We start from the raw sequence: 23,827 nt of genomic DNA on the forward strand, positions 1-23,827 counted from the left end.
TCGCAACAAGCCACTATCATCGAACGGTGCATGTGCCTGACGGATTCATCAACGCGCCCGTATCCGCCGCGACCGGAGTGGTCGCCGCCGGCGCCGTCGCCGTGAGCCTGCGCGGCGCCCGCCGTGAACTCGACGAACGCACCGCGCCGCTGGCCGGCCTGGTGGCCGCGTTCATCTTCGCCGTGCAGATGCTCAACTTCCCCGTCGCGGCGGGAACCAGCGGACACCTGCTCGGCGGCGCGCTCGCCGCGATACTCGTCGGCCCCTTCACCGGGGTCCTGTGCGTGTCCGTCGTCCTGCTGATGCAGGGCATCCTGTTCGCGGACGGCGGTCTGACCGCCCTCGGCGTGAACGTCACGGACATGGCGATCGTCACGACGGTCGTCGCGTACGCCGTCTTCCGGGGGCTGGTGAAGGTGCTGCCACGCACCCGCCGGTCGGTGACGGTCGCCTCGTTCGCCGCCGCGCTGCTCTCCGTCCCGGCCGCGGCCCTCGTCTTCACCCTCCTGTACGCCGTCGGCGGCACCACCGACGTCGCCATCGGCAAGGTCGCCACAGCCATGATCGGCGTGCACGTCCTGATCGGCATCGGCGAGGCCGCGATCACCGCGCTGACCGTGGGAGCCGTCATCGCCGTACGCCCGGACCTGGTGTACGGCGCCCGTGGCCTCCAGCAGAAACTGAAGCTGCGGGTGAACGGCGAACTGGTCGACGTCCCCGACGCCCAGCCGGTCCCGGTCGCCGCCCGCTCACACCGCACGCTGTGGATCACCGGCCTGGTGTCCTCCCTGGTACTGGCCGGATTCGTCAGCTTCTACGCCTCCGCGAACCCCGACGGCCTGGAGAAGGTCGCCGCCGACAAGGGCATCGACCAGCGGACGAAGGAGCACGCGAACGCGGACTCCCCGCTGGCCGGCTACGGCGTCAAGGACATCGAGGACGCCCGCCTCTCCGGCGGCCTCGCGGGCGTGATCGGCGTCGGCGTCACCGTCGTCGCGGGCAGCACGGTGTTCTGGGCGGTGCGCAGGCGCCGTACCGACGAAGCCTCGCCCGTGAGTACGAGCGTCTGATGGGGGCGGGGCACGCGCACCGGCTCTACCGGCACGGGCATTCGCCCGTGCACGCCCTGCCGCCGCACACGAAACTCGCGGCGGCCTTCGCCTTCGTGGTGGTCGTGGTGTCGACCCCGCGGGAGGCGATGTGGGCGTTCGGCCTGTACGCCGTCCTGCTGGCGTCCGTCGCCCACGCGGCCCGGGTGCCGGCCGGCTTCCTGCTCAAGCGGCTGCTGATCGAGGTCCCGTTCGTCGCGTTCGCGGTACTGATGCCGTTCGTCGCGGAGGGCGAGCGGGTCGAGGTGCTCGGGATGTCGCTGAGCGTGAACGGCCTGTGGGGCGCCTGGAACGTGCTCGCCAAGGGCACTCTCGGCGTCGCCGCCTCCGTACTCCTCGCCTCCACCACCGAGCTGCGCGAACTCCTCCTCGGACTCCAGCGGTTGAAGCTGCCGCCCCTGCTGGTGCAGATCGCCTCCTTCATGATCCGGTACGGCGACGTCATCACCGACGAGATGCGCCGGATGCGGATCGCCCGGGAGTCCCGGGGCTTCGAGGCACGGGGCGTGAAGCACTGGGGCGTGCTGGCCAAGTCGGCCGGGGCGCTGTTCATCCGCTCCTACGAACGCGGGGAGCGCGTCCATCTGGCCATGGTCAGCCGGGGGTACGCCGGTTCGATGCCGGTCATCGACGAGGTGACCGCGTCCCGGGCGCAGTGGTCGTACGCCTTCGCCCTGCCGTTCGCCGCCCTCGTCGTCTGCGTGTTGGGATGGGCCCTGTGACTGCTTCCCTCGAGGTCTCGGGCCTCGCCTTCGCCTACCCCGACGGCCACCAGGCGCTGTTCGGGGTGGACTTCGCCATCGCCCGGGGCGAACGGGTCGCGCTGCTCGGCCCGAACGGCGCCGGCAAGACGACCCTGGTGCTGCACCTCAACGGCATCCTCAGCGGCGGCACGGGCTCGGTGACGGTGGCCGGGCTGCCCGTCGGCAGGGAGCACATGGCCGAGATCCGGCGCAAGGTCGGGATCGTCTTCCAGGATCCGGACGACCAGCTCTTCATGCCGTCCGTGCGTGAGGACGTGGCCTTCGGTCCGGCGGCGGCCGGGCTGCGGGGGGCGGAACTGGAGGCGCGGGTGGAGCGGGCGCTGGCCCGGGTCGGCATGGCGGAGTTCAGGGACCGGCCGCCGCACCACCTCTCCTTCGGGCAGCGGCGCCGGGTGGCCGTGGCGACGGTCCTCGCGATGGAACCGGAGATCCTCGTCCTCGACGAGCCGTCCTCCAACCTCGACCCCGCCTCCCGCCGCGAACTCGCGGACATCCTGCGCTCGTTGGACGTGACCGTCCTGATGGTCACGCACGACCTGCCGTACGCCCTGGAGCTGTGCCCCCGCGCCCTGATCCTGAGCGAGGGCGCCATCGCGGCCGACGGCCCGACCGGCGAGCTGCTCTCCGACGACGCGCTGATGCGGGCCCACCGGCTGGAGTTGCCGTTCGGATTCGACCCGCGGTCCGTGACAATGGGCGCGTGACGAACCAAGAGGGGTCCGCGGACGAGGGTTCACCGCTGCTGCACGACCAGCTGTGTTTCGCGCTCTACGCGGCCCAGCGCGCGGTGACGTCCGCCTACCGTCCGCTCCTCGACGAGCTGGGGCTGACCTACCCGCAGTACCTGGTGCTGCTGGTGCTGTGGGAGCGCGGCCAGATCACCGTCAAGGAGCTGGCGGGCGCGCTGCGCCTGGACTACGGCACGGTGTCGCCCCTGCTCAAGCGGCTGCAGAGCGCGGGGCTCGTCCGCCGGGAGCGGGCGGCGAACGACGAGCGCTCGGTGCTGGTGGCGTGCACGGGCCGCGCGGAGGAGCTGAGGGAGCGGGCCGCGCGGGTGCCCGGCGCCCTGCTCGCGGCGACCGAGCTCGACAGTGGGGCGGTCGCCGGGTTGCGTGCGGAGCTGTGGGCGCTGGCGGAGCGGGCCGAGGCGGCGGCGGAACGGGCCCGCTGATCTCGGGTTACCGCCGGTTGCTACCCCCCGGTAACGGAGGCCTCCCTACCGGTAAGTACCTTGTGCACGATGTACTTGTGCACACCTGTTCCGGGGGGAACCTGCCATGACTGACGACACCGCCGTCGACGCGACGGCCACCACCGCTGTCGACGCCGACACCGCTGTCGACACCCGTCCCTCGAAGATCGTGTACGTCGCCGAGGCCACCGCGCACGGCGGCCGGGACGGCTACGTCACCAGCCAGGACGGCCAGATCGAGCTGAAGGTCGCGATGCCACCGCAGCTCGGCGGCGACGGCAACGGCACCAATCCGGAGCAGCTGTTCGCGGCCGGCTACAGCGCCTGCTTCCACAACGCGCTGGTACTGGTCGGCCGCCGCTCCGGCTTCGACCTGACCGGTTCCACGGTCGCCGCGAAGGTCGGCATCGGCCCCAACCAGCAGCGTGGCTACGGCCTCGCGGTCGCCCTCAGCGTCTCGCTGCCGGTCCTCGACCCGGACATCGCGGCCAAGCTGGTGGACGCGGCCCACGAGGTCTGCCCGTACTCGAACGCGACCCGCGGCAACATCGACGTCACCACGCTTCTCGGCTAGGTCTTGTCGGACAGGCCTGCCGCGACACCGGAATCGAAGGCCCCACGGGCATGTTTCACTCACTGTCGTAGGAGAACCACCGGACAGGGAGTGCGGACGTGGACGTGGACGTGAACGGCACTGTGGCCGAGGGCTTCGAGCCGGTCAGGGACGCGTTCGTGCGGAACTTCGAGACGCTCGGAGAACGCGGGGCGGCCGTCGCCGTGTACCGGGACGGGCACCGGGTCGTCGATCTGTGGGGCGGCACCAAGGACGTCGACGGGACCGCGCCCTGGCAGCGGGGCACCGCCCAGGTGATGCGCTCGGCGACCAAGGGCGTCGCCGCCGCCGTACCGCTGCTGCTGCACCAGCGCGGGGAGTTGGACCTGGACGCGCCGGTGGGCGAGTACTGGCCCGAGTTCAAGGCGCACGGCAAGGACCGCGTGCTGGTGCGGCACGTGCTGAACCACCGGGCCGGGCTGCCGCTGCTCGACCACCCCATCACACCTGAGGACGCCCTGGACCCGAGCCGGGGCCCGGAGGCGGTCACCGCGCAGGCCCCCGTGTGGGAGCCCGGCACCGACCACGGGTATCACGCGCTGACGTACGGCTGGATGCTCGACGAGCTGGTGCGACGGGTGACCGGGCAGGGCGCAGGCGAGTGGATCGCGGCCGAGATCGCCGGGCCGCTGGGCCTGGACCTGTGGCTGGGGCTGCCTCGGGCGGAGGAGGCAGCGGGCCGGACCGGCCGGGTCGGCCGGGTCGACGCCCCCGAGCCGGCCCCCGGCCCGGGACTGCGGGTCCGCCCGAAGCGCTCGGTCACCGAGGCCTACGACGACCCGGACTCCCTCACCCGCCGGGCGTTCGCCGCGATCACCCCCTTCCCCGACCAGAACGACCCCGCGTACCGGGCGGCCGCCCTGCCCGCCACCAACGGCATCGCGACCGCCGACGGCCTGGCCCGCTTCTACGCGGCACTGATCGGCGAGGTCGACGGCACAGGGCGGGCCCTACGGCTGTTCGACCCGGCCACCCTGGCCGCGGCACGCACCGAGGAGTCGACGGGCCCGGACCGTGTCCTGGTCGTCAACACCCGCTTCGGCCTCGGCTACATGCTGCACGGCAGCGCGTCCCCGCTGCTCGGCCCGGGCTCGTTCGGGCACCCCGGCCGCGGCGGCGCACTCGGCTTCGCCGACCCGGAGACCGGCGTCTCCTTCGGCTATGTCACCAACGGCTTCCGCAAGACCGTGACGGCGGATCCGCGCGCTCAGGCGCTGGTCAGGGCCGTACGAGGGGCGCTGGAGCAGGTCATACGTTGATCGGGTGGGACGTCCGCCCGGACGCCTCGTCGATCTCGCCGTGCGCCTTGGTCAGCAACCTCATCGCGAGTTCGTTCAGGGCGCGGGCCGCGGCGATCTCCTCCCCCACTCTCGGCTGGTTCGGGTCGATCCGATGGCGGCTGGCGTGCCCCTGCGTGCGCACCTCGGTGCCATCGGGCAGACGCACCATCGCAGCCGCCCGGGTGCGCTGATCGTCCTCCTGGAACTCCAGCTCGATATGCCATCCCACAGTGGTGTGCAACATGACGGTCACCTCCGGAAGACCTGCTTCCAGGGTGCTCCTCGACGGCCAGGGACGCACCCGCCGGGCACGGTCATCCCGCGTGCAGCATCAGCCCGATCCCGAGCACCACCAGCCCGGCCGCCGCGATCCTGGACACCCCGAACCGCTCCTTGAAGATCACCGCGCGGATCGCCGCGCCCACGATGATCTACGTGAATGTGGGGGTCACCTTCTGAATCCGGTGTGCGCCGCGGAGGTGCGGCTGCGATCACTGTTGTGTCAGCACCCGGCTGCTCGGGCCAGTGCCTGATCGGCCTGTTTGACCGACGCCTTCGTCTCCCCGGCATGCGGCCTCATCTGCTGGCGACGCCTCAAGAAGCACCGATCATCATGCTTTGAAGAGAACCATGAGGATAGCGCTGACGACCGCTGTGAATGTCGCCAGGACGATGGCTACGTTTCTTACTTCCCTCCGACGCCGCGAAGGCGCCCGCCCTGCCGTTGCAGACGCGAAAGCCTTCTCTTTCAGGGGCTGCTGCGTCGTGGGGTCGGACGTCGAGGTCTGCGGTGCGCTGTGCTGGACGACTGTGTCTTCCCGCGGCTCGTCGGTTCCCTCTTGCAGGGTTGCAGTCGCGGTCGCGGCCCAGCGATTGCGGGTCAAGGCAATGCTGTGTCCAGCGTTACGGGCCCGCTGTTGCGGCTCCGGCCGTCCCTTGGCTTTCAGCTCCCTTCGCACATGGCGGAACAGGGAGTCCATCTGCAGAGGGTCCGGCGCACCGGGGATGCCTTCTGACAGGGCCTTTACCAGTTCGCCAGAGAAGGCGGTGAACTCCTCGCCCTCCGGGGCCCAGGCTAGTTTGGTTTCGGACGACGCGGTCATCAGATAAGTACCGTCGGCGTCGGCTAGGTCCGCCAATTTTGCTGCCGGATTCATGTATCCCTTCAGCGCGCGTCCGCTGTAGCAGCAGTCCAGGATGACCACACGGCTGAGCGCAGTACATGTGACGACTATTTCGTGTCGCAGCGAGTCATAGGGCACAGCCCGGTACAGCCGCTCGTTGTCCGACTTCGGTAGCGCCAGATGCAGGTCACCATTCAGTGACAGCAGCCCGTGGCCCGCGAAGTACACGACGAACGCCTCCTCCGCCGCGTTCGCCGCCTTATGCACTTCGTCGAGCAGCTCCTCGTAGGACTCGGGGTTGCGCAACTCCACGCAGTGCTCTGCGGGCAGGCCCCACACCTCGGGATCCCTCAACAGCCCAGCGAGATGGCTGACGTTATTGCGCACTCCCGGCAGGTTCTCCAAGTGCTGGTAACGGTCCACTCCGATGACGACCGCACGGGATCTCGCGGGATCGGGCAAGTCCATCAGTCGTTCCTGGACCGCAACAGTTCCACGATCTGGCGTACCGATTCCTCAGAACCGTCCCGTACCGTGACCGACACCCCATCAATCGTGATCGTCACCGGAGGAGCCGCGGGCCGTCCGGCGCGCCAGGCGGCGTAGGCCAGCGCGAGATTGGCTGCCGCGAAACCCTGGCTGAGGACCAGGTCAATGACCTCCAGAGCCCCCATGAAGCCGCCCGTCTGACGCGGTGGCCGCAGCCGCACCTCGGCATGGCGCCGAAGGTCGTCGTCCTGCCGGAACCAGCGGTAGAGATCGGTGAGCGTCGTATTGCCGTCATCTTCGACCACCTTGATCTGGACCTGCATCGCACTCCCCTGTGCTGCCTCTGTTACCGCGCCCACGATAGAGACTTCCGATCAGTCTTGCGCGGCCAACAGACTGGTTGCGTACCGTAGTAAGGCGGGTGCGTCGGTCCGGGTCATGTTCGGGCCGTTGCCCGACGGCTCGCGAGTCTGGGGCCGATGCTGTGCGGCCGGAAGTCAGAGGCAAAGCGGGCAGGACCATCAGACCGCCACGTGCCTGCCACACTCTTCCTGGCCGCCCCGGACTGGACTCCGACGACGACTGGGCCGACGAGCCGTCAAACCTACAAGATCGCGTCGCGGACCCTTGGAGGACGACCTCCATCGGACGGTTGATCAGGTGTAGACCGCACCGAGGACGCATGGCGAGGGACTACGCGGGAGTGCACGCGATGACCTCATCCAGCCGTCTCAGCAGCCCAGCTATTACCGCATGAAGGGGAGTTGACCGAGCCCTTTCAGGACATCGTTTCAGATGAAGCAATATTCTCGGCTCGCATTCGTCTTTCGATGGATTCACCGCCGCCGACGCATTCGTCCAGGAACTCGGAAAGGTTCGACAGAGCGGCGAGCAGACGCCCCGTGCGCTGCTTTTCTCGCCTTTAGCTATGTCAAGGTAAAACATGATCAGCCGATCGAACCAGACGCACCCAGCGGGGTCCTGAAGCTTCTCACAGAATTCCCGGTACGCCATGAAGCGTTCCTCATCACGGATCCAGACCAACTCGCCGATGCTCGGCTGCGTGACGTAGTAAACGCCCTGATTGACGAGGAATCCTTGCTGTACGGCCAGTAGAAGTGCAGCGAGCCTGGTATCGACCGGGCGGGCGGGCGCGATTCAAGATACTCAGCAGTCGGAAATGATTCTCCACCAGGCCGCAATGGGTTCAGGTAATTGGCGTTGAGTTCGTGCCGCTGAGTACGCGCATCCCGCCGCTACTGCTGACGATCACCCAGGTACAGCGACAAGGCCGTCACCAAGGCTGATGTAGCTGCTGCGACCAGCGCCGCCAGCATGGCGTTCACCCCGAGACCTCATTCACGTTCATCTCCCCCAGCTCGACGTCGTCAGAGCCACGACCCACCGGACAGGGCCAGCGCTCCCGGTGGGCCCCGCAGTGACAATGCCCTACTGGTCCTGCATCAGTCGCGCTCCGTGGACGATCCTGTCACGTTGACGATCGAGCCAGAACGGGCCGCAGGGGCGGGGCAGATGACGTTAGTGTCTGCTAGGTGACGATCGACATACGCAGGTCCCGTCCCGAAGATCACGCGGCGATCCTGTCCCTGATGGACAAGGCCCGCGGAGTGGGGCTCAGCGATGAGGAACGGGCGCGTCGAGGCTTTGTGCAGGGCAACCTGACGGGCGAACTCCTCAACCGTTTCCAGGACGGCCCAGGCATCTTCGTCGCCGACGCCGCGGGGGAACTCGCTGGGTTCGCCATCACGAGCGAACCGGGCTGGCTCCCGCCAGGACACCCGGCCGCGGCAGCCGTCGCAGCAGTCACCAAGGCGGCGGACGGGCGCGACCTGGGCAGGCTCTTCCTTTACGGCCCCGTCGCGGTCGACGACCGTTTCCAAGGGCGTGGGGTGCTGACGAAGCTGCTCACGGCGCTCAGCCGCGCTCTGCAAGGTGACTTCGACCTCGCTGTCGCGTTCGTCGAGACAGCCAATGAGCGCTCCTTGGCCGTGCACCGGCACTACGAGATGGCCGAGGACGCCCACTTCGAGGCGGGCGGACGCACCTACGTGGCCTTCACCTTCTCACCGGCGGCTTTCGCACAGGGACAGTCCTGACGCGTGGGCGGAACAGGCCGCATGGACAACGGGCGGGTAGCCGAGGCGTTTCGTCTCGAGGCGGAGCAGCTCGCGCGAGCGATGACCGGGGTCTCGGCGGCCGAATGGCGTCTGCCGACGCGGTGCGCACCGTGGAACGTGAGCGATGTGCTGGCTCATGTCCGGGTGGTGATCGCATGGCTGCCAGACATGCTGGCCGCGCCGGCACCGACCCGTGCCGAGGTCTCGGCAGTGGAGTACTACCAGCCCGACGACCGTTTCGCTCCGGACACCAACGCCGCTCGGATCGCTCTGGCTCAAGACCATGCGGCCGAACAGCTCAGCGGTGCCGCACTCGCCGACGACTTCAACAGCACGTGGCAACGGGTGGACCGACTGTGCCGGGACGAGCCCGAAGGGCGTGTGGTCCGTACCCGGCACGGCGATCCGATGCTCCTGTCGGAGTTTCTGCTGACGCGTGTCGTTGAAGTCGCCGTGCACGGCCTGGACCTGGCCGACGCCCTGGGACGCGAGCCGTGGCTGACTTCCCAGGCCGCAGACTTGGTGCAGGGCCTGCTGCTCGACCCGGACGGGGCAGCGGCTCTGGAAAAGCTGGGCTGGAGTCAACTTCGCTTCCTGCGTAAGGCGACGGGGCGCGAGCCGATCACCAGCGAGGAAGCATCGGACGTCAGCCGCCTGGGCATCCGCTGGCTCACGCTGGGTTGAAGACGTCGCCATGGGCGATCGCGTTCCAACGCGCGTGTGTCACTGCGGCCAGCAGCACGGCCGCGGTGACCAGCGGGGTCACGCGGTCCGCTCGCGCACGTCCACCAGGGTGGCGCCGGCGTGGGTGACGAGGTCCTTGGGCCGCATGGGGAAGACGGTGTACGGGGTGCCGGCGGCGGCCCACACGAGCTCGTGCTCCAGCAGCGAGCGGTCCGCGAGCACCCTGGTCCGGGTCCGGTGCCCGAAGGGCGGCACGCCGCCGATCGAGTACCCCGTGGTCTCCCGTACGACGTCGGCCCTGGCCCGCGTGACCTTGTCCGCGCCGAGTGCCTCGCGGACCAGGTCCAGGTCCACCCGGGAGGCGCCGTCCATCAGCACCAGCACCGGCACTCCGTCGGCCGCGAAGATCAGCGACTTGCAGATCTCGCTCAACTCGCACCCGAGCGCCGCGGCGGCCTCGGCGGCGGTGCGGGTGGCGTCCGGGAAGCGGCGGATCCGGTGGGTCAACTCGTCGAGCGCGAGCTCACGCAGGGCTTCGGCGAAACGGGGGTGTGCTCCGGAGTCGTCGGGGCGGGCGTCGGGCGCGGGCGTGGTCGTCATGGACGGCACGGTAGTGGCGGATGCACGGGACACGCGAACGGGTTCACTGTCAGTGGCGGGTGCCATGATCGGCCCTGTGGAACCGGACGAGGAAGGCCGGTGAGGGCGCGCCCCGTCCCCACGGAGCCCCTCACCGGCCGGTCACGCACGGAAGCAGGGTGGGTCGGACCTCCCGGTCCGACGTCCGGTCAGATTCCGGTCCAACAGCGGTCGGACCCCGGTCAGACCCTGACCAGCTCCCGGTCCTCGTCCTCGTCGCGCCGCTTGTCGTCCAGGGTGCGCAGCCCCTCACCCTCGACGTCCACGTTCGGCAGTGCGCGGTCCAGCCACTTCGGCAGCCACCAGGCCTTCTTGCCGAGCAGCGCGAGCACCGCGGGGACGATGGCCATGCGGACGACGAACGCGTCGAAGAAGACGGCGATCGCGAGACCGAAGCCGATCATCTTGATCATCGACTCGCTGGAGCTGATGAAGCCGCCGAAGACGGCCATCATGATGACCGCGGCGGCCGCGACCACCCGGGCGCTGTGCTTGAAGCCGGTCACCACGGCCTGGTTCGGCGACTCGCCGTGGACGTACGCCTCCCGCATGCGGGTCACGAGGAACACCTCGTAGTCCATCGCGAGACCGAAGACCACGCCCACCATGAAGATCGGCATCATCGACATGATCGGTCCGGTCTGCTCGACCCCGATCAGGCCGGAGAGCCAGCCCCACTGGAAGACCGCGACCACGGCGCCGAGCGCGGCGAGCACGCTGAGCAGGAAGCCGAGGGCCGCCTTCAGCGGGACCAGGATGGAGCGGAAGACCACGATCAGGAGGAGGAAGGCCAGGCCCACCACCAGGCCCAGGTACGGGATCAGGGCGTCGTTGAGCTTCTGCGAGAAGTCGATGTTCATCGCGGTCGTGCCGGTGACCAGCACGTCCGCGCCCGTGTCCGCCTTGACGTCGGCGCCCGCGCCGCGGATGGCGTGGACCAGGTCCTCGGTCTGGACCGAGGACGGCTTGGAGCCGGGGATCACGGTGATCGTCGCGGTGTCGCCGGCCTTGTTGAACGCCGCGGGTGTCACCGTCGCGACGTCCTTGAGGCCCTTGACCTGGTCGGTCACGGCGGCGGCCGCCGCCTTGGGGTCGTCGCTGTTCTTGGCGTCGACCACGATCATCAGGGGTCCGTTGAAGCCGGGGCCGAAGCCCTCGGACAGCAGGTCGTAGGCCCGGCGCTGCGTCGTGGACGTCGGCTGCGAGCCGTCGTCGGGCAGCCCCAGCTCCAGCTGGCCGGCCGGGACGGCGATCGCTCCCAGACCGACCACGCCGAGCAGCAGCACGGCGGCCGGACGGCGGATGACGAAGCTCGCCCAGCGGGTGCCGATGCCGGGCTTGGCCGACACCCCGGAGGAGTTCGCGGCCTTCACAGCCGTAGCGGGCTTCTCAGCCGTACCGGCCTTCTGAGCCGTAGCGGCCTTCTTGGACGTGTCGCCGCCGCGCTTCTCGCCCGCCGGACGGATCTTCCGGCCGGCGTAGCCGAGGAGCGCCGGGATCATGGTCAGTGCGATGAGTACGGCGACCACGACCGTTCCCGCCGCCGCGAGGCCCATCTTGGTCAGCATCGGGACGTTGACGACCGCGAGGCCGGCCAGTGCGATGACGACCGTGAGGCCCGCGAAGACCACCGCCGAGCCGGCGGTGCCGGTGGCGCGGCCGACCGCTTCCTCCCGGTCGCGGCCCTCGGCCAGCTCGCCGCGATAGCGGGAGACGATGAACAGCGCGTAGTCGATGCCGACCGCGAGACCGATCATCAACGCGAGCGTGGACGTGGTGTCGCCGAGGTCGAGCGCCTTCGCGAGGACGGTGATGGTGGAGACGCCGATTCCGACGCCGATGATCGCCGTCAGCAGCGGCAGGCCGGCCGCGACCAGCGAGCCCAGGGTGAGGACGAGGACGACCGCGGCGATGGCGAGGCCGATGGCCTCACCGGCCGCCCCCGGCTCGGCCGCGGCCTGGAGCGCGTCACCTCCGACGTCGACGGTCAGCCCGGTGGCCCGGGCCTCGTCGCCCGCCGTCTCGAGGGCGTCCTTGGTCGAGTCCGCCAGCTCCATGCCGGGGAGCTTGTACTTCACCGAGGTGTAGGCGACCGTTCCGTCCTTGCTCACGGCGTGCGTCGTGAACGGGTCGGTGACGGAGACGACCTCGGAGCCGTCGCCCAGTTCCTTGACGGTCTTGTCGACGGTCGCCTTGTTGTCGGCGTCCGTCATCTTCTCGCCGTCGGGCGCCTTGAAGACGATGCGCCCGGTCGCGCCGTCGGCGCTGGCACCGGGGAAGCGCTGTTCCAGCAGGTCGAAGGCTTTCTGCGCTTCGGTCCCGGGGATCGAGAAGGAGGTGGTTCCGGCGGCGGGCGCGCTGGCCGCGCCGACGCCCGCGAGGGTCAGCAGGGCGACCCATATCAGGGCGACGACATGCCGTCGCCGGAAGGCGAGCCGGCCGAGTTTGTAGAGCAACGTGGCCACGAAGGCGTACTCCGGTCAGGTCGTGGGTTCTTCAGGGCAGGGGTGATCGGCCCGGTGGGTGGCATGGCTGATCGGCCCGACGACGTGAGCGGTGACGTCAGGATGGGCGGACCGCGGGGACGGTCAGGTGGGGGGAGGGTCAGGCGGTGGGGGGCGCGCAGAGGGCGGGGAGGACCACTGCGTCGATGTACGAAAGGAGGAAGTCCTGCGTCGGCGGCCGCTCGTCGAGCAGGGTGCGGGCGGAGAACGCTCCGATCATCATGTGCATCATGAAATCGGCTGCCGGGTTGTCCGCTCGGACCTCGCCCCGGTCGATCGCCCGGCCCAGCACACGACGGAAGTCCGCCATCTCCGGCTCGACGAGATGCTCCTTGAACGCCCTCAGCAGGTCCGGGTTGTCGTGGACCGCCATGGCCAGACCCCGCATCAGCGCGGAGTTCTGCTCCATCTGGCAGTCGTCCGAGCGCAGGGTGAGAGCGTGCAGGTCACCTCTGAGCGACCCCGTGTCGATGTTCGAGAGGGAACCCGGCTTGTTGTGCCGCACCGCCTTCACGACCAGTTCGGGCTTGCCGCCCCACTGACGGTAGAGCGTGGCCTTGCTGGATCGGGTGCGGGCGGCGACGGCGTCCATGGTGAGGGCGTCGTAGCCGACCTCGCGGAGCAGGTCGAGCACGGCCGTGTACAGCTCGGCCTCGCGCTCGGGTGTGATCCGACTGCGCCGCGCCGTTGCTGCCTCAGCCACTGTGTTCACCTTCCAGCACTCCGAACGACACCGTTTCGTACATGACGAATGTATCGCACCCCCGAGCGAAACGAAACGGTTTCGTTCGTGTTGTGGGTCACGGGCCGACCATCAGTCATAAGTTGCCCGGGTTCGCCCCCAGGAAAAGCATGGTGAGGTGAGCTATCTGCGTTTCCCGCATCTGAGCGGTGATCAGCTGTGCTTCGTGGCCGAGGACGATCTCTGGCTGGCTCCCCTAGACCGGCCGGGCCGCGCCTGGCGACTCACCGTCGACCGCACCAAGGTCGGCCACCCCCGCTTCTCGCCCGACGGCGGCCACCTCGCGTACACGAGCTGGCGCAGCCTGGTCCCCGAGGTCCATCTGGTGCCGGTGGCGGGCGGCTCGGGCAGGCAGCTCACCCACTGGGGCTCGCCGGACACCCAGGTGCGCGGCTGGACGCCCCCGGACGCGGAAGGACACAGCCAGATCCTCGCGGTCGCCTCCCACGGCGAGCCCTTCTCCTACTTCACCTGGGCGTACAAGATCCGTCCCGACGGCGACCCGGGCCGCAAGCTCCCCTGGGGCCCGGTCTCCGACATCCAGTCCGCCGACGTCGACGGCGAGCGCCGGACCCTGCTCCTCACCGGCACCCCACCGCACGAACCGGCCTCCTGGAAGCGCTACCGGGGCGGGGCCACGGGCCGGCTGTGGCTGCACGGGGAGCGCATCCTCGCCGACCTGAACGGCCATCTCCACTCCCCCCTGTTCGTCGGCGACCGGATCGCCTTCCTCTCCGACCACGAGGGCGTCGGCAACCTCTACTCCTGCGCCCACGACGGCTCCGACCTGCGCCGGCACACCGACCACGACGCCTTCTACGCCCGGCACGCGGCGAGCGACGGCAGCCGGGTGGTGTACCAGTGCGGCGGCGACCTGTGGATCGTCGACGACCTGGCCGCCGACTCCGAGCCGCGCCGGCTGGACGTCCGGCTGAGCGGGCCGCGCGCGGGGCGCCGCCCCTACCAGGTCCCGGCCGCCCAGCACGTGGACGGCGTCTCGGTCGACGAGACGGGCCGCGCGAGCGCCGTCGTCGTCCGGGGCAGCCTGTACTGGCTCACCCACCGGGACGGCCCCGCCCGTACGATCACCGACGTCCCCGGAGTACGGGTCCGGCTCCCGGAGATGCTCGGCTCGGGCGGCCAGGTCGCGTACGTGACGGACGCGGAGGGCGAGGACGCGATCGAGATCGCCTCCCTGCCTAGGGCGACAGGACACCGCGAGCCACGGCGACTGGCGTCGGGCAGGCTGGGGCGGGTGCTGGAGATGGTCTCCGACCCCCAGGGCGACCGGTTGGCCATCGCCTCCCACGACGGACGGCTGCTCCTGATCACGGTGTCCGACGAGGCGGTCTCCGGGACGGGGGCGGGGGCAGAGACGGGGCCGGGGACGGGGACAAGTACGGAGGATGCGGGTGCGGACAACCCGGCCCATTCAGCCGCCGAGGTGACGGAACTCATCCACTCGATCAACGGTCCGGTGCGCGATCTCGCCTTCTCCCCGGACGGGGCCTGGCTCACCTGGTCGCACCCGGGCATCGGCCGCACGCTCCGCCAGATCAAGATGGCCCGCATCCCCGCCACCGGACAGGACGGCCCGGTGATCGTGGACGTCACCAACGGCCGCTTCGAGGACGAGAACCCGGTGTTCACCAGGGACGGCCGCTATCTCGCGTTCCTGTCCTGGCGCGGCTTCGACCCGGTGTACGACGTACACACCGGCGACCTGTCCTTCCCGCTCGGCTGCCGCCCCTACCTGGTCCCCCTGTCCTCCCTCACCCCCTCCCCCTTCGCCGTGAACCCGGAGGGCCGGCCCGCCGCCGGGGGCCTGGACCCCGTGGCGGAGGACGAGGGCGCCGACGGCACGGTGATCGTCGAGGCCGAGGGTCTGGAGAGCCGGGTGACGCCCTTCCCGGTGACCGCCTCCAAGTACTCGGCGCTGTCCCCGGTCGCGGGCGGCGGGCTGGTCTGGCTGCGCTGGCCGATCTCCGGCGCGCTGGGCGAGACCTTCGCCAACCCGGACGACACCACCGGCCGCCCCACCCTGGAGCACTTCAGCATCAGCAAGGCGAAGAAGACCGAACTCGTCGAGCACCTGGACTGGTTCGCGGTGAGCGGCGACGGCAGCCGGCTGGTCCTGGTGGACGAGGACGAGCTGCGCGCGGTCCCCTCGACCGAGTCCGGCGACGGCGACACGTCCGTCTGGATCGACGCCCGCCGCATCCTGCACGAGGTCGACCCGGCCGCCGACTGGCGCCAGTCGTACGAGGAGGCGGGCCGGCTCATCCGGGCGTACTTCTGGGAGCCGGGGATGTGCGGCATCGACTGGGACGCGATCCTCGACCAGTACCGTCCGCTGGTGGAACGGGTCGCGTCCCCGGACGAGTTCGCCGACCTCCTGCGCGAACTGCTGGGCGAACTCGGCACCTCCCACGCGTACGTCTCGGCCGCCCGTCGCAGCGAGGGACCGCGGCACTACCAGCGCCGCCAGGGACTCCTCGGCGCCAACTTCGTCCGCCGGGACGACGGTTGGACGGTCAGGCGGATCCTGCCCGGCGACTCCTCCGACTCCAAGGCACGCTCGCCGCTGGCCGGCACGGGTATCCGGGAGGGTGCCGTGCTCACCCACGTGGACGGCCGCCCGGTGGACCCGGACAGGGGGCCGTATCCGCTGCTGGCGGGGGCGGGCGGCACGACGGTCGAGCTGACCTTCACCCCTGCCGAGGCGCGGGGACGCCCACGCCGGGTGGCGGTCGTCCCGCTCGTCGACGAGCGTCCCCTCCGCTACCAGGACTGGGTGGCCAAACGCCGGTCCGTGGTACGGGAGTTGAGCGGGGGCCGCTGCGGCTATCTGCACATCCCCGACATGGGCGGCTCGGGGTGGGCCCAGTTCAACCGGGACCTGCGGATGGAGATGTCGCGCCCCGCGCTCATCGTGGACGTGAGGGGCAACGCGGGCGGCCACATCAGCGAGTTGGTCGTGGAGAAACTGACCCGCACGATCCTCGGCTGGGACCTGACCCGCGACGCCCAGCCCGTGTCGTACGCCTCGAACGCCCCGCGCGGTCCGGTGGTGGCCCTGGCCGACGAGGCGACCTCCTCGGACGGCGACATGATCACGGCCGCCTTCAAGCTCCTGAACCTGGGGCCCGTGGTCGGCCAGCGCACCTGGGGCGGAGTCGTCGGCATGACCGGCCGTCACCAACTGGGCGACGGCACGGTGATCACCGTTCCGATGAACGCGGCCTGGTTCGACGCGTACGGCTGGTCCGTGGAGAACCACGGCGTCGCCCCGGACCTGGAGATCCTCCGCACCCCGCTGGACTGGGCGGAGGGCAGACACGCCCAACTGGCCGACGCGGTGCAACTGGCCCTGGACATACTGGAATCCAACCCCCCAGCGGCTCCCCCGGACTACTCGGACGTCCCGGACAGATCACGGCAGAAACTCCCCCGGCGTCCTTGACTCGCCCGAACACCCCACCCCCAACCAGAACATGGGGCGCCCCTCAAGGAAGGGCACCCCACGTTCACCGGCCGAAGCCGACCGCGGCGTCAGGCGTCGTAGTCCTGCGCGAAGCGGTCCTCGTCCTCGCGGCGCATACGCTCGCTCTGCTCGTCCCGCATGCGCTCACCCGGCCGGCCACGCTCCTGGCCGCGCTCCTGAGCGGGTCGGCCACGCTCCTGGCCGCGCTCCTGAGCCGGCCGGCCACGCTCCTGGCCGCGTCCCTGGCTCTGCTGGCCCTTCTCCCGGACCTGCTGGGCCTTCTGCTTGGCCTGGTCCCGCATCTGCTCCGACTTTTCCTGGAACTGATCCTTCATACCCATGTGGGCTCACTCCTAGTGAGTGGGGGATGGACCCCTACGTGGGGCCTCGACCAGATTCACACGGCCGGACACAGTGCGCATTTCGATCAACTACGGTGCGTAGCGCGGGCCTCCTCGTCCGCCGCCCCACCTGCGCCGACGAGCCCCGTCCTGATGCCTTCCAACCGGGACGCGAACCGCCTCATCTCCCGTTGCCCCACGGTCCCGATGACCCCGGGCAGGTACCCGCGCACGCCCTGCATGCCGCGCAGCCACCACTGCCCGTAGACATGACTCGACCTGCGCTCGATCCCGGCCACGATCCGGTCCACCGCCGGACCCAGCGGATATGTCTTGTTGGACGGCCACGGCAGCCGTTGCCGCAGTTCCCGCATCACGTCCTCCTGATCGGCCCCGCGCACCATGTCGGTGTCGGTCCACGACAGGTAACCGACCCCGACCCGCACCCCCTTGTGGCCGACCTCGGCCCGCAGACTGTGCGCGAACGCCTCCACACCCGACTTGGACGCGCAGTACGCGGTCATCATCGGCGCCGGGGTGATCGCGGCGAGGGAGGCGATCTGGAGCAGATAGCCCCGGCTCTCCGTCAGCACCGGCAGGAACGCCCGGGCGGTCATCGCCGATCCGATCAGGTTGACCTCGATCACCCGCCGCCAGGCCACCGGATCGCAGTCCGCGAACGGCCCGCCGGTGGCCACCCCCGCGTTGGCGACGACGATGTCGACCTTCCCGAACCGTTCCTTGACCTCCTGGGCGACCCGGGCCATCGCCTCGTGGTCGGTGACATCGGCGTACCAGTGGCCGCTGTCGCCGTGCAGCCGCTCGGAGACCTCCTTGAGCAGGGCGGGCTCCAACCCGACCAGCGCCACCGTCGCCCCCCGCGCGGACAGCTTGCGGGCCAGCAGCTCCCCGACACCGCGCGCGGCTCCGGTGACGACGGCGACCTGCCCTTCGAGACCGACCCTGCTCATGCGTCCTCCTTGACGTGACCGACCTGGACGTACGTGGTGACGAGTTCCCGGATCCGCCCGCCGGGCCGGGTCCGACGCGCGCGCGGGACGGCTCACGCGCCGACCTCGGCCTTCTTCTCCCCGGCCACCCGCACGACGTGGTACTCCCCGAGATCCACCCGCCGGGTCGCGCGCCGGAACTCCGTCGTCGTGCCCGGCCAGATGGTGGTGTTGCGGCCGCTCGCGTCCTGGTACCAGCTGGTGCAGCCGCCCGTGTTCCACACCGTGCGCTTCATGCGCTCCTGCACCCGGTCGTTCCAGGCACGCACGGCTCCCGGGCGGGCGTCGAGGGCGACCCGGCCGCCGAGGACGTTCAACTGCCGTACGTAGTCGGCCATGTAGTTCAGCTGGGACTCGATCATCAGGATCATCGAGGAGTTCCCGAGGCCGGTGTTGGGGCCGATGACGGTCATCCAGTTGGGGAACCCGGCCGCCGAGGCACCGCGCAGGGCCTCCATGCCGTCCTTCCAGGACTCGGCGAGCGTGCGCCCGTCCGCGCCGACCACCCGGTCCGCGATCGGCATGTCCGTGACGTGGAAGCCCGTGCCGAAGACGATCGCGTCGGCCTCGGTCTCGGTGCCGTCGGCGGCGATGAGCGTCGAGCCGCGGATCTCGCTCAGCCCGCTCGCGACGAGGTCCACGTTGGGCTGCGCGAGGGCCGGATAGTAGGTGCCGGACAGCAGGATCCGCTTGCAGCCGATGCGGTAGTCGGGCGTCAGTTTGGCGCGCAGCACCGGGTCCTTGATGGCGCGGGCCATGGTGCGCCCGGCCACCCGCTCGACCAGGCCGAGCTCGTCGGGGCGTTTGGTGAACGCCTGGACCTGCAACTCCCGGATGCCCCACAGCAGTCCGCGCCGGGCCTGCGCGGTGAAGGGCAGCGCGCGGTGCAGCGCGCGTTCCGCGCCGCTGATCGCCCGGTCGACGCGGGGCAGCACCCAGGGCGGGGTGCGCTGGAAGAGGGTGAGCCGGGCGACCTCGGGCTGGATGGCCGGGACGATCTGGATGGCGGAGGCGCCGGTGCCGACCACCGCGACCTTCCTGCCGCGCAGGTCGGCGTCGTGGTCCCAGCGGGCCGAGTGGAACACCGTGCCGGGGAACGAGTCGAGCCCCGGGATGTCCGGGATCCGCGGGTCGGACAGCGGCCCGGTGGCGGAGACGACCATGTCGGCCGAGAGCGGGCCGCCCGCGGTCTCGATGTCCCAGCACAGCCGCTCGCCGTTCCAGACCATCCGCGTGACCTCGGAGTGCAGACGCAGGTGCGGGCGCAGCCCGAAGACGTCCGTCACATGCTCCAGGTAGGCGCGGATGTGCTCCTGCCCGGAGAACGTGCGCGGCCAGTCGGGGTTGGGCGCGAAGGAGAACGAGTACAGATGGGACGGCACGTCACAGGCGCACCCCGGATAGGTGTTGTCCCGCCAGGCCCCGCCGACGCCGCCGGCCCGCTCCAGCACGACGAAGTCGGTGACACCCATGCGCCGCAGCCGTACGGCGGCTCCCAGCCCGCCGAACCCGGACCCGATCACCGCCACCCGCACGTGTTCCCGCTCGGCCATCCCGGAGCCTCCACACGTCACCCTGAAATGTGCCAGTGAATACTGGCGCAATGGGGAGGGTAGAGCAGGTCCGTACTGATGGGTAGGGGGCGCACCAGGACTTTTGCGTCAGCGGCCGCCCCCGCGGGCAGCAGGAGTACGACATAGGGTGCGGGCGTGGCAGACAAGCGTGAGTACCGCATGGCGGAGCTGGCCCAGGAGGCCGGGATCACGGTGCGCACCCTGCGCTTCTACCGCGAGCGCAAGCTGATCCACCCACCGCGCCGTGAGGGCCGTATCGCCTGGTACGACGACAGTCACCTGGCCCGGCTGCGCACCATCACCGCCCTGCTGGAACGTGGGCACACCCTGAACGGCATCGCGGAACTGGCGGAGGCCTTCGACCACGGCCGCGACGTCGGGGAACTCCTCGGCGTCGACACCCCCACCGAGGAGGAGCCGGTCCGCCTCACCCCCGAGGAACTCGCCGCCCGCTTCGAGGGGCAGGTCACCGCCGAGAACCTCGCCGCCGCCCTGGACCTCGGCTACCTCGGCACCGCCGGCGACGAGATCGTCCACATCAGCCGCCGCCTTCTGGACGTCTCCTCCGCCCTGGTCCACGAGGGCATCCCGCTCGCCGAGGTCCTGTCCGCGGGCGCCCGGGTCCGCGAACACGCCGACGCCCTGGCCGACCTCTTCACCGACCTGATCCTCCGCCACGGCCCCGAGGAGAACCTCCAACGCCTGCGCCCACTGGCCCGCAGCGTGGTGGAGGCGGAACTGTCACTGGCGTTGGACCGGCGGCTGCGGAGGCGGGACCCGACCGGCCCGGAGCACGACGAAACGGGTCAGGATCAGCGGTCGTAGACCACGGTCACCGGAGCGTGGTCCGACCAGCGCTCGGCGTGCGTGGCGGCGCGCTCGACGTACCCCTTGACCGCCTTGGCGGCGAGACCGGGCGTGGAGCAGTGGTAGTCGATCCTCCACCCCGAATCGTTGTCGAAGGCCCGCCCCCGGTACGACCACCACGTGTACGGCCCCTCGACCTCCGGATGCAGCGCCCGTACGACGTCGACGTAACCGCCCTCCGCCGGGTCCAGGACCCGGGTCAGCCACGCCCGTTCCTCCGGGAGGAAGCCCGAGCTCTTCTGGTTGGCGCGCCAGTTCTTGAGGTCGGCCTGCTGGTGGGCGATGTTCCAGTCGCCGCAGATGACGACCTCGCGGCCGTCGGCGGCGGCGCGTTCGCGCAGGTCCTTGACGTAGGCGAGGAACTCGCCCATGAAGCGGACCTTCTCGTCCTGGCGTTCGGTGCCGACCTCACCGGAGGGCAGGTAGAGCGACGCGACCGTGACACCCGGCAGGTCGGCCTCGACGTAGCGGCCGCTGGTGTCGAACTCCGAGGAACCGAAGCCGATCCGGACCCGGTCGGGTTCACGGCGGGTGTAGAGGGAGACACCGGCCCGCCCCTTCGTGGCGGCGGGCGCGTGCACGACGTGCCAGCCTTCGGGGGTGCGTACATGCTCGGGCAGCTGCTGCGGCTCGGCGCGCACCTCCTGGAGGCAGACGACGTCGGCGGAGGTCTGTGCGAGCCACTCCACGAACCCCTTCTTCGCGGCGGCCCGCAGCCCATTCACATTCACGGTGGTCACAGTCAGCACCCGCGGCACACTACCGGCAGGTCCATGCCGGACCGGATGGGGTCCGGACCTCGACCCACCCCAGCGCTACGATTATGCGCATGCATATTCGCCGGGTCCCGTTCGACCACCCCGACGCCGTGAAGCTCAACGACGCCGTGCAGGCCGAATACCACGTGCGCTACGGCGACGGCGGCGACTCCACCGTGCTCGCCCCGTCGGACTTCCAACCGCCGAACGGCGTCTATCTCATCGTCTACGACGAGGCGGACCGGCCCGTCGCCACGGGTGGTTGGCGGCGCCAGGACGTCAACGGCGAGGGCAACGAGGACGGCGACGCGGAGCTCAAGCGCATGTACGTGATCGACGACATGCGGGGCCGGGGTCTCGCCCGGCGGCTGCTGTCGGCCCTGGAGGAGGACGCCCGCGCGGCCGGCCGTACCCGCATGGTGCTGGAGACGGGCACCAAGCAGCCCGAGGCCATCGCCCTGTACACGTCCAGCGGGTACGAGCCGTGCGGCAAGTTCGGCTACTACCGCCACTACGAGGACAGCCGCTGCTACGCCAAGAAGCTCAGCTCCTGAGGTAGGCCAGCACCGCGAGCACCCGTCGGTGCACGTCGTCCGCCGGCGGCAGGTCCAGCTTGGTCAGGATGGAGCCGATGTGCTTGCCGACGGCCGCCTCCGACACCACCAGTTCGCGCGCGATCGCCCCGTTGGACTTGCCTTCCGCGATCAGCGCCAGCACCTCCCGCTCCCGCGGGGTGAGCCGGGCGAGCGGATCCCGGCGCCTGCGCAGCAGTTGGCGTACGACTTCGGGGTCGACCACCGTGCCGCCCTCGGCGACCTCGCGCAGCGCCACCACGAACTGTTCGACCTGCCCCACCCGGTCCTTGAGCAGATAGCCGACGCCGCTGCCGTCCCCGGAGTCGAGGAGCTCGGCGGCGTACGCGCGCTGCACGTACTGGCTGAGCACCAGCACCGGCAGCCCGGGGCGTTCGGCGCGCAGGCGCAGGGCCGCGTGCAGCCCCTCGTCCTGGAAGCCGGGCGGCATGCGGACATCGGTGACGACGATGTCGGGCTGGTGTTCGGCGACCGCGCCGAGCAGCGCGTCCGCGTCGCCGACGGCGGCCGGCACCTCATGGCCGAAGCGGGTGAGCAGCCCGATGAGTCCCTCGCGCAACAGCACGCTGTCCTCGGCGAGGACTATCCGCAGGGGTCGGTCTGTCGTCTCGGCCGGCAAGGAATCTCCACACGCAGCAGGGTCGGTCCGCCCGGCGGGCTGGACAGGGAGAGTCTGCCATCGAGCACCGACACCCGGTCGGCGAGACCGGTCAGTCCGGTGCCGCCCGCGCTGTCGGCGCCGCCCGCCCCGTCGTCGCGGATGGAGAGGGTGAGCCGCCCGCCCTCGTATCCACCGCGCACGGCGGCCCTTTCGGCCCCGCTGTGCCGGGCGACGTTCACGAGGGCCTCGCAGACGACGAAGTACGCGGCGGACTCGACGGGTTGGGGCAGCCGTCCGGGCAGTTCGAGGTCCACGTCCACGGGGACGGGACTGCGGTCGGCCGCGTCGGCGACGGCGGCTTCGAGGCCGTAGTCGGTGAGGACCTTGGGGTGGATGCCGTGGATCAGCTCACGCAGCTCCGCGAGCACCTGCCCGGCCTCCTCGTGGGCCTTGGCGAGCTGGTCGGCGAGCGGTCCCGGCGGGGCGTCCAGGCGGGCCAGACCGAGGGTCATGGTGAGGGCCACCAGGCGCTGTTGGGCCCCGTCGTGCAGATCCCGCTCGATCCGGCGTCGCTCCGCCTCGAAGGCGTCCACCAACCGTGCCCGGGAGCGCGCCAGTTCGGTGACCCGCTCGTTGTCCTTCGAGGTCAGCAGGGCCCGCGCCAGCTCGGCCCGGGCACCGGCCACGACCCCCAGGGCGTAGGCGCCGGCCGCGAGCAGAGCCAGCCCGAGCGCCGCGGACCCGAGGGCGCCGGGCCAGCTGTCGACCGTCCACATCTTGGCCACCCTCGCCTCCCCGTCGACGGCGAACCACACCGGTGCGGCGGCCATGGCCAGCGGAACCCCGGCGGCGCAGGCCACCACGAGCGCGTCGAGCGGCCAGAGCACCAGCCCGAACAGCACGGCGTACGCCAGCTCCCGCCAGGTCGCCGGTTCCCGCAGCCGGGTCACCAGCCAGACCCGTAACCCCGGTCCGTCGGGCACCCGGTGGCCGTCGCCCGGCGCGGGTCCCACCCCGACCAGCCGCAGCCGCAGCCGCTCCACGGCGGCCACCGGGATCCCGGCCAGCACGGTCAGCACGAGCAGCGGCAGCCCGATCAGGACGACGGACAGCACCCCGCCGACGACGAGTCCGCCGAGGATCACGACCAGCACGACCACGCCGAGCAGCGCGCCGCTGCCCAGGTAGGCGACGGCTCGCCAGGGCCACGTCGATCTCAGGTATCCGCGCCCGCCGGGGGCCGCGCTCAGGGCTTGCCACACGCTCATGGGGATCACCGTAGAAGCGGGACGGGGGTGAGGCCATGGGCCCAGGCTTAGCC

The 23,827-nt window shown here is 70.4% G+C and carries 23 protein-coding genes and 1 pseudogene; 11 read left to right on the forward strand and 13 right to left on the reverse strand.

Going from position 1 to position 23,827, the window contains the following annotated elements; all coding sequences use genetic code 11:
* Positions 1-26 precede the first annotated feature (26 nt).
* The 6 genes from ACFYRY_RS20000 to ACFYRY_RS20025 all read left to right on the forward strand — a co-directional run bounded on the left by ACFYRY_RS20000 (position 27) and on the right by ACFYRY_RS20025 (position 4,937).
* Positions 27-1,070: an energy-coupling factor ABC transporter permease gene (locus tag ACFYRY_RS20000; protein ID WP_389146992.1), complete on the forward strand. Its 1,044-nt coding sequence runs from the start codon at positions 27-29 to the stop codon at positions 1,068-1,070.
* Entirely contained in the window at positions 1,070-1,831 is a 762-nt protein-coding gene (cbiQ, locus tag ACFYRY_RS20005) for a cobalt ECF transporter T component CbiQ (RefSeq protein ID WP_389146995.1), read from the forward strand. The genes ACFYRY_RS20000 and cbiQ overlap by 1 nt, the downstream gene beginning before the upstream one ends.
* A complete protein-coding gene (locus ACFYRY_RS20010; RefSeq protein ID WP_389146997.1) occupies positions 1,819-2,577 on the forward strand; it encodes an energy-coupling factor ABC transporter ATP-binding protein in 759 nt (252 codons plus the stop codon). The genes cbiQ and ACFYRY_RS20010 overlap by 13 nt, the downstream gene beginning before the upstream one ends.
* Positions 2,574-3,044: a MarR family winged helix-turn-helix transcriptional regulator gene (locus ACFYRY_RS20015; protein ID WP_389147000.1), complete on the forward strand. Its 471-nt coding sequence runs from the start codon at positions 2,574-2,576 to the stop codon at positions 3,042-3,044. Before ACFYRY_RS20010 ends, ACFYRY_RS20015 begins: the two co-directional genes overlap by 4 nt.
* Before the next feature lie 106 nt (positions 3,045-3,150).
* Positions 3,151-3,639 (forward strand): organic hydroperoxide resistance protein, encoded by a 489-nt coding sequence (locus ACFYRY_RS20020; protein ID WP_389147003.1) that lies wholly within the window; start codon positions 3,151-3,153, stop codon positions 3,637-3,639.
* Between the two features lie 104 nt (positions 3,640-3,743).
* Positions 3,744-4,937: a serine hydrolase domain-containing protein gene (locus tag ACFYRY_RS20025; RefSeq protein WP_389148356.1), complete on the forward strand. Its 1,194-nt coding sequence runs from the start codon at positions 3,744-3,746 to the stop codon at positions 4,935-4,937.
* Here ACFYRY_RS20025 and ACFYRY_RS20030 read toward each other — a convergent pair.
* The 4 genes and pseudogenes from ACFYRY_RS20030 to ACFYRY_RS20045 all read right to left on the reverse strand — a co-directional run bounded on the left by ACFYRY_RS20030 (position 4,927) and on the right by ACFYRY_RS20045 (position 6,894).
* Positions 4,927-5,202, reverse strand: a complete 276-nt coding sequence (locus ACFYRY_RS20030) for a DUF1876 domain-containing protein (RefSeq protein WP_389147006.1) — start codon at positions 5,200-5,202, stop codon at positions 4,927-4,929. The genes ACFYRY_RS20025 and ACFYRY_RS20030 overlap by 11 nt on opposite strands.
* A gap of 70 nt (positions 5,203-5,272) precedes the next feature.
* A pseudogene (locus tag ACFYRY_RS20035) lies at positions 5,273-5,389 on the reverse strand (EamA family transporter); the annotation flags it as partial.
* A 180-nt stretch (positions 5,390-5,569) separates the two neighbouring features.
* Positions 5,570-6,550: a caspase domain-containing protein gene (locus tag ACFYRY_RS20040; RefSeq protein WP_389147009.1), complete on the reverse strand. Its 981-nt coding sequence runs from the start codon at positions 6,548-6,550 to the stop codon at positions 5,570-5,572.
* On the reverse strand, positions 6,550-6,894 hold the full coding sequence (locus ACFYRY_RS20045) for a hypothetical protein (protein ID WP_389147012.1): 345 nt from the start codon (positions 6,892-6,894) through the stop codon (positions 6,550-6,552). The genes ACFYRY_RS20040 and ACFYRY_RS20045 overlap by 1 nt, the downstream gene beginning before the upstream one ends.
* A gap of 1,230 nt (positions 6,895-8,124) precedes the next feature.
* Here ACFYRY_RS20045 and ACFYRY_RS20050 point away from each other — a divergent pair.
* Both ACFYRY_RS20050 and ACFYRY_RS20055 read left to right on the forward strand, forming a co-directional pair.
* A complete protein-coding gene (locus ACFYRY_RS20050) occupies positions 8,125-8,688 on the forward strand; it encodes a GNAT family N-acetyltransferase (RefSeq protein WP_389147015.1) in 564 nt (187 codons plus the stop codon).
* Between the two features lie 21 nt (positions 8,689-8,709).
* Positions 8,710-9,393, forward strand: coding sequence for a maleylpyruvate isomerase N-terminal domain-containing protein (locus ACFYRY_RS20055; protein WP_389147018.1), 684 nt, complete (start codon positions 8,710-8,712; stop codon positions 9,391-9,393).
* Positions 9,394-9,471: 78 nt separating this feature from the next.
* Here ACFYRY_RS20055 and ACFYRY_RS20060 read toward each other — a convergent pair whose 3' ends face one another.
* The 3 genes from ACFYRY_RS20060 to ACFYRY_RS20070 form a co-directional block, all read right to left on the reverse strand.
* Positions 9,472-9,993: a YbaK/EbsC family protein gene (locus tag ACFYRY_RS20060; protein WP_389147021.1), complete on the reverse strand. Its 522-nt coding sequence runs from the start codon at positions 9,991-9,993 to the stop codon at positions 9,472-9,474.
* Between the two features lie 221 nt (positions 9,994-10,214).
* Positions 10,215-12,497 (reverse strand): MMPL family transporter, encoded by a 2,283-nt coding sequence (locus tag ACFYRY_RS20065; RefSeq protein WP_389147023.1) that lies wholly within the window; start codon positions 12,495-12,497, stop codon positions 10,215-10,217.
* A 139-nt stretch (positions 12,498-12,636) separates the two neighbouring features.
* A complete protein-coding gene (locus tag ACFYRY_RS20070) occupies positions 12,637-13,239 on the reverse strand; it encodes a TetR/AcrR family transcriptional regulator (RefSeq protein WP_389147026.1) in 603 nt (200 codons plus the stop codon).
* Positions 13,240-13,396: 157 nt separating this feature from the next.
* Here ACFYRY_RS20070 and ACFYRY_RS20075 point away from each other — a divergent pair, with 157 nt between their 5' ends.
* Entirely contained in the window at positions 13,397-16,741 is a 3,345-nt protein-coding gene (locus tag ACFYRY_RS20075) for a S41 family peptidase (RefSeq protein WP_389147029.1), read from the forward strand.
* Positions 16,742-16,830: 89 nt separating this feature from the next.
* On the opposite strand, the gene ACFYRY_RS20080 is transcribed toward ACFYRY_RS20075, so the two are convergent.
* From ACFYRY_RS20080 to ACFYRY_RS20090, 3 genes are all read right to left on the reverse strand, one after another.
* The gene (locus ACFYRY_RS20080) at positions 16,831-17,103 is read right to left on the reverse strand and encodes a hypothetical protein (RefSeq protein WP_389147032.1); all 273 of its coding nucleotides are present in this window, start codon (positions 17,101-17,103) and stop codon (positions 16,831-16,833) included.
* An 86-nt stretch (positions 17,104-17,189) separates the two neighbouring features.
* Entirely contained in the window at positions 17,190-18,074 is an 885-nt protein-coding gene (locus ACFYRY_RS20085; protein ID WP_389147035.1) for an SDR family oxidoreductase, read from the reverse strand.
* 92 nt (positions 18,075-18,166) lie between these two features.
* Positions 18,167-19,666: a flavin-containing monooxygenase gene (locus ACFYRY_RS20090; RefSeq protein WP_389147038.1), complete on the reverse strand. Its 1,500-nt coding sequence runs from the start codon at positions 19,664-19,666 to the stop codon at positions 18,167-18,169.
* 156 nt (positions 19,667-19,822) lie between these two features.
* On the opposite strand from ACFYRY_RS20090, the gene ACFYRY_RS20095 reads away from it, so the two are divergent.
* Positions 19,823-20,512, forward strand: a complete 690-nt coding sequence (locus ACFYRY_RS20095; protein WP_389147041.1) for a MerR family transcriptional regulator — start codon at positions 19,823-19,825, stop codon at positions 20,510-20,512.
* On the opposite strand, the gene ACFYRY_RS20100 is transcribed toward ACFYRY_RS20095, so the two are convergent.
* Positions 20,500-21,303, reverse strand: coding sequence for an exodeoxyribonuclease III (locus tag ACFYRY_RS20100; RefSeq protein ID WP_389147043.1), 804 nt, complete (start codon positions 21,301-21,303; stop codon positions 20,500-20,502). The two genes, ACFYRY_RS20095 and ACFYRY_RS20100, sit on opposite strands and share 13 nt — an antisense overlap.
* 80 nt (positions 21,304-21,383) lie before the next feature.
* Between ACFYRY_RS20100 and ACFYRY_RS20105 the strand changes: the two genes are divergently transcribed.
* Positions 21,384-21,866 (forward strand): GNAT family N-acetyltransferase, encoded by a 483-nt coding sequence (locus ACFYRY_RS20105; protein ID WP_389147046.1) that lies wholly within the window; start codon positions 21,384-21,386, stop codon positions 21,864-21,866.
* On the opposite strand, the gene ACFYRY_RS20110 is transcribed toward ACFYRY_RS20105, so the two are convergent.
* Both ACFYRY_RS20110 and ACFYRY_RS20115 read right to left on the reverse strand, forming a co-directional pair.
* The gene (locus tag ACFYRY_RS20110; RefSeq protein WP_389147049.1) at positions 21,856-22,524 is read right to left on the reverse strand and encodes a LuxR C-terminal-related transcriptional regulator; all 669 of its coding nucleotides are present in this window, start codon (positions 22,522-22,524) and stop codon (positions 21,856-21,858) included. The two genes, ACFYRY_RS20105 and ACFYRY_RS20110, sit on opposite strands and share 11 nt — an antisense overlap.
* Positions 22,488-23,774 carry a sensor histidine kinase gene (locus ACFYRY_RS20115; RefSeq protein ID WP_389147052.1) on the reverse strand — a complete coding sequence of 429 codons (1,287 nt, stop codon included), beginning with the start codon at positions 23,772-23,774 and terminating at the stop codon, positions 22,488-22,490. The genes ACFYRY_RS20110 and ACFYRY_RS20115 overlap by 37 nt, the downstream gene beginning before the upstream one ends.
* Positions 23,775-23,827: the final 53 nt, after the last annotated feature.

Source organism: Streptomyces sp. NPDC005263, from assembly GCF_042872365.1.
In the GTDB taxonomy this organism is placed as follows: domain Bacteria; phylum Actinomycetota; class Actinomycetes; order Streptomycetales; family Streptomycetaceae; genus Streptomyces.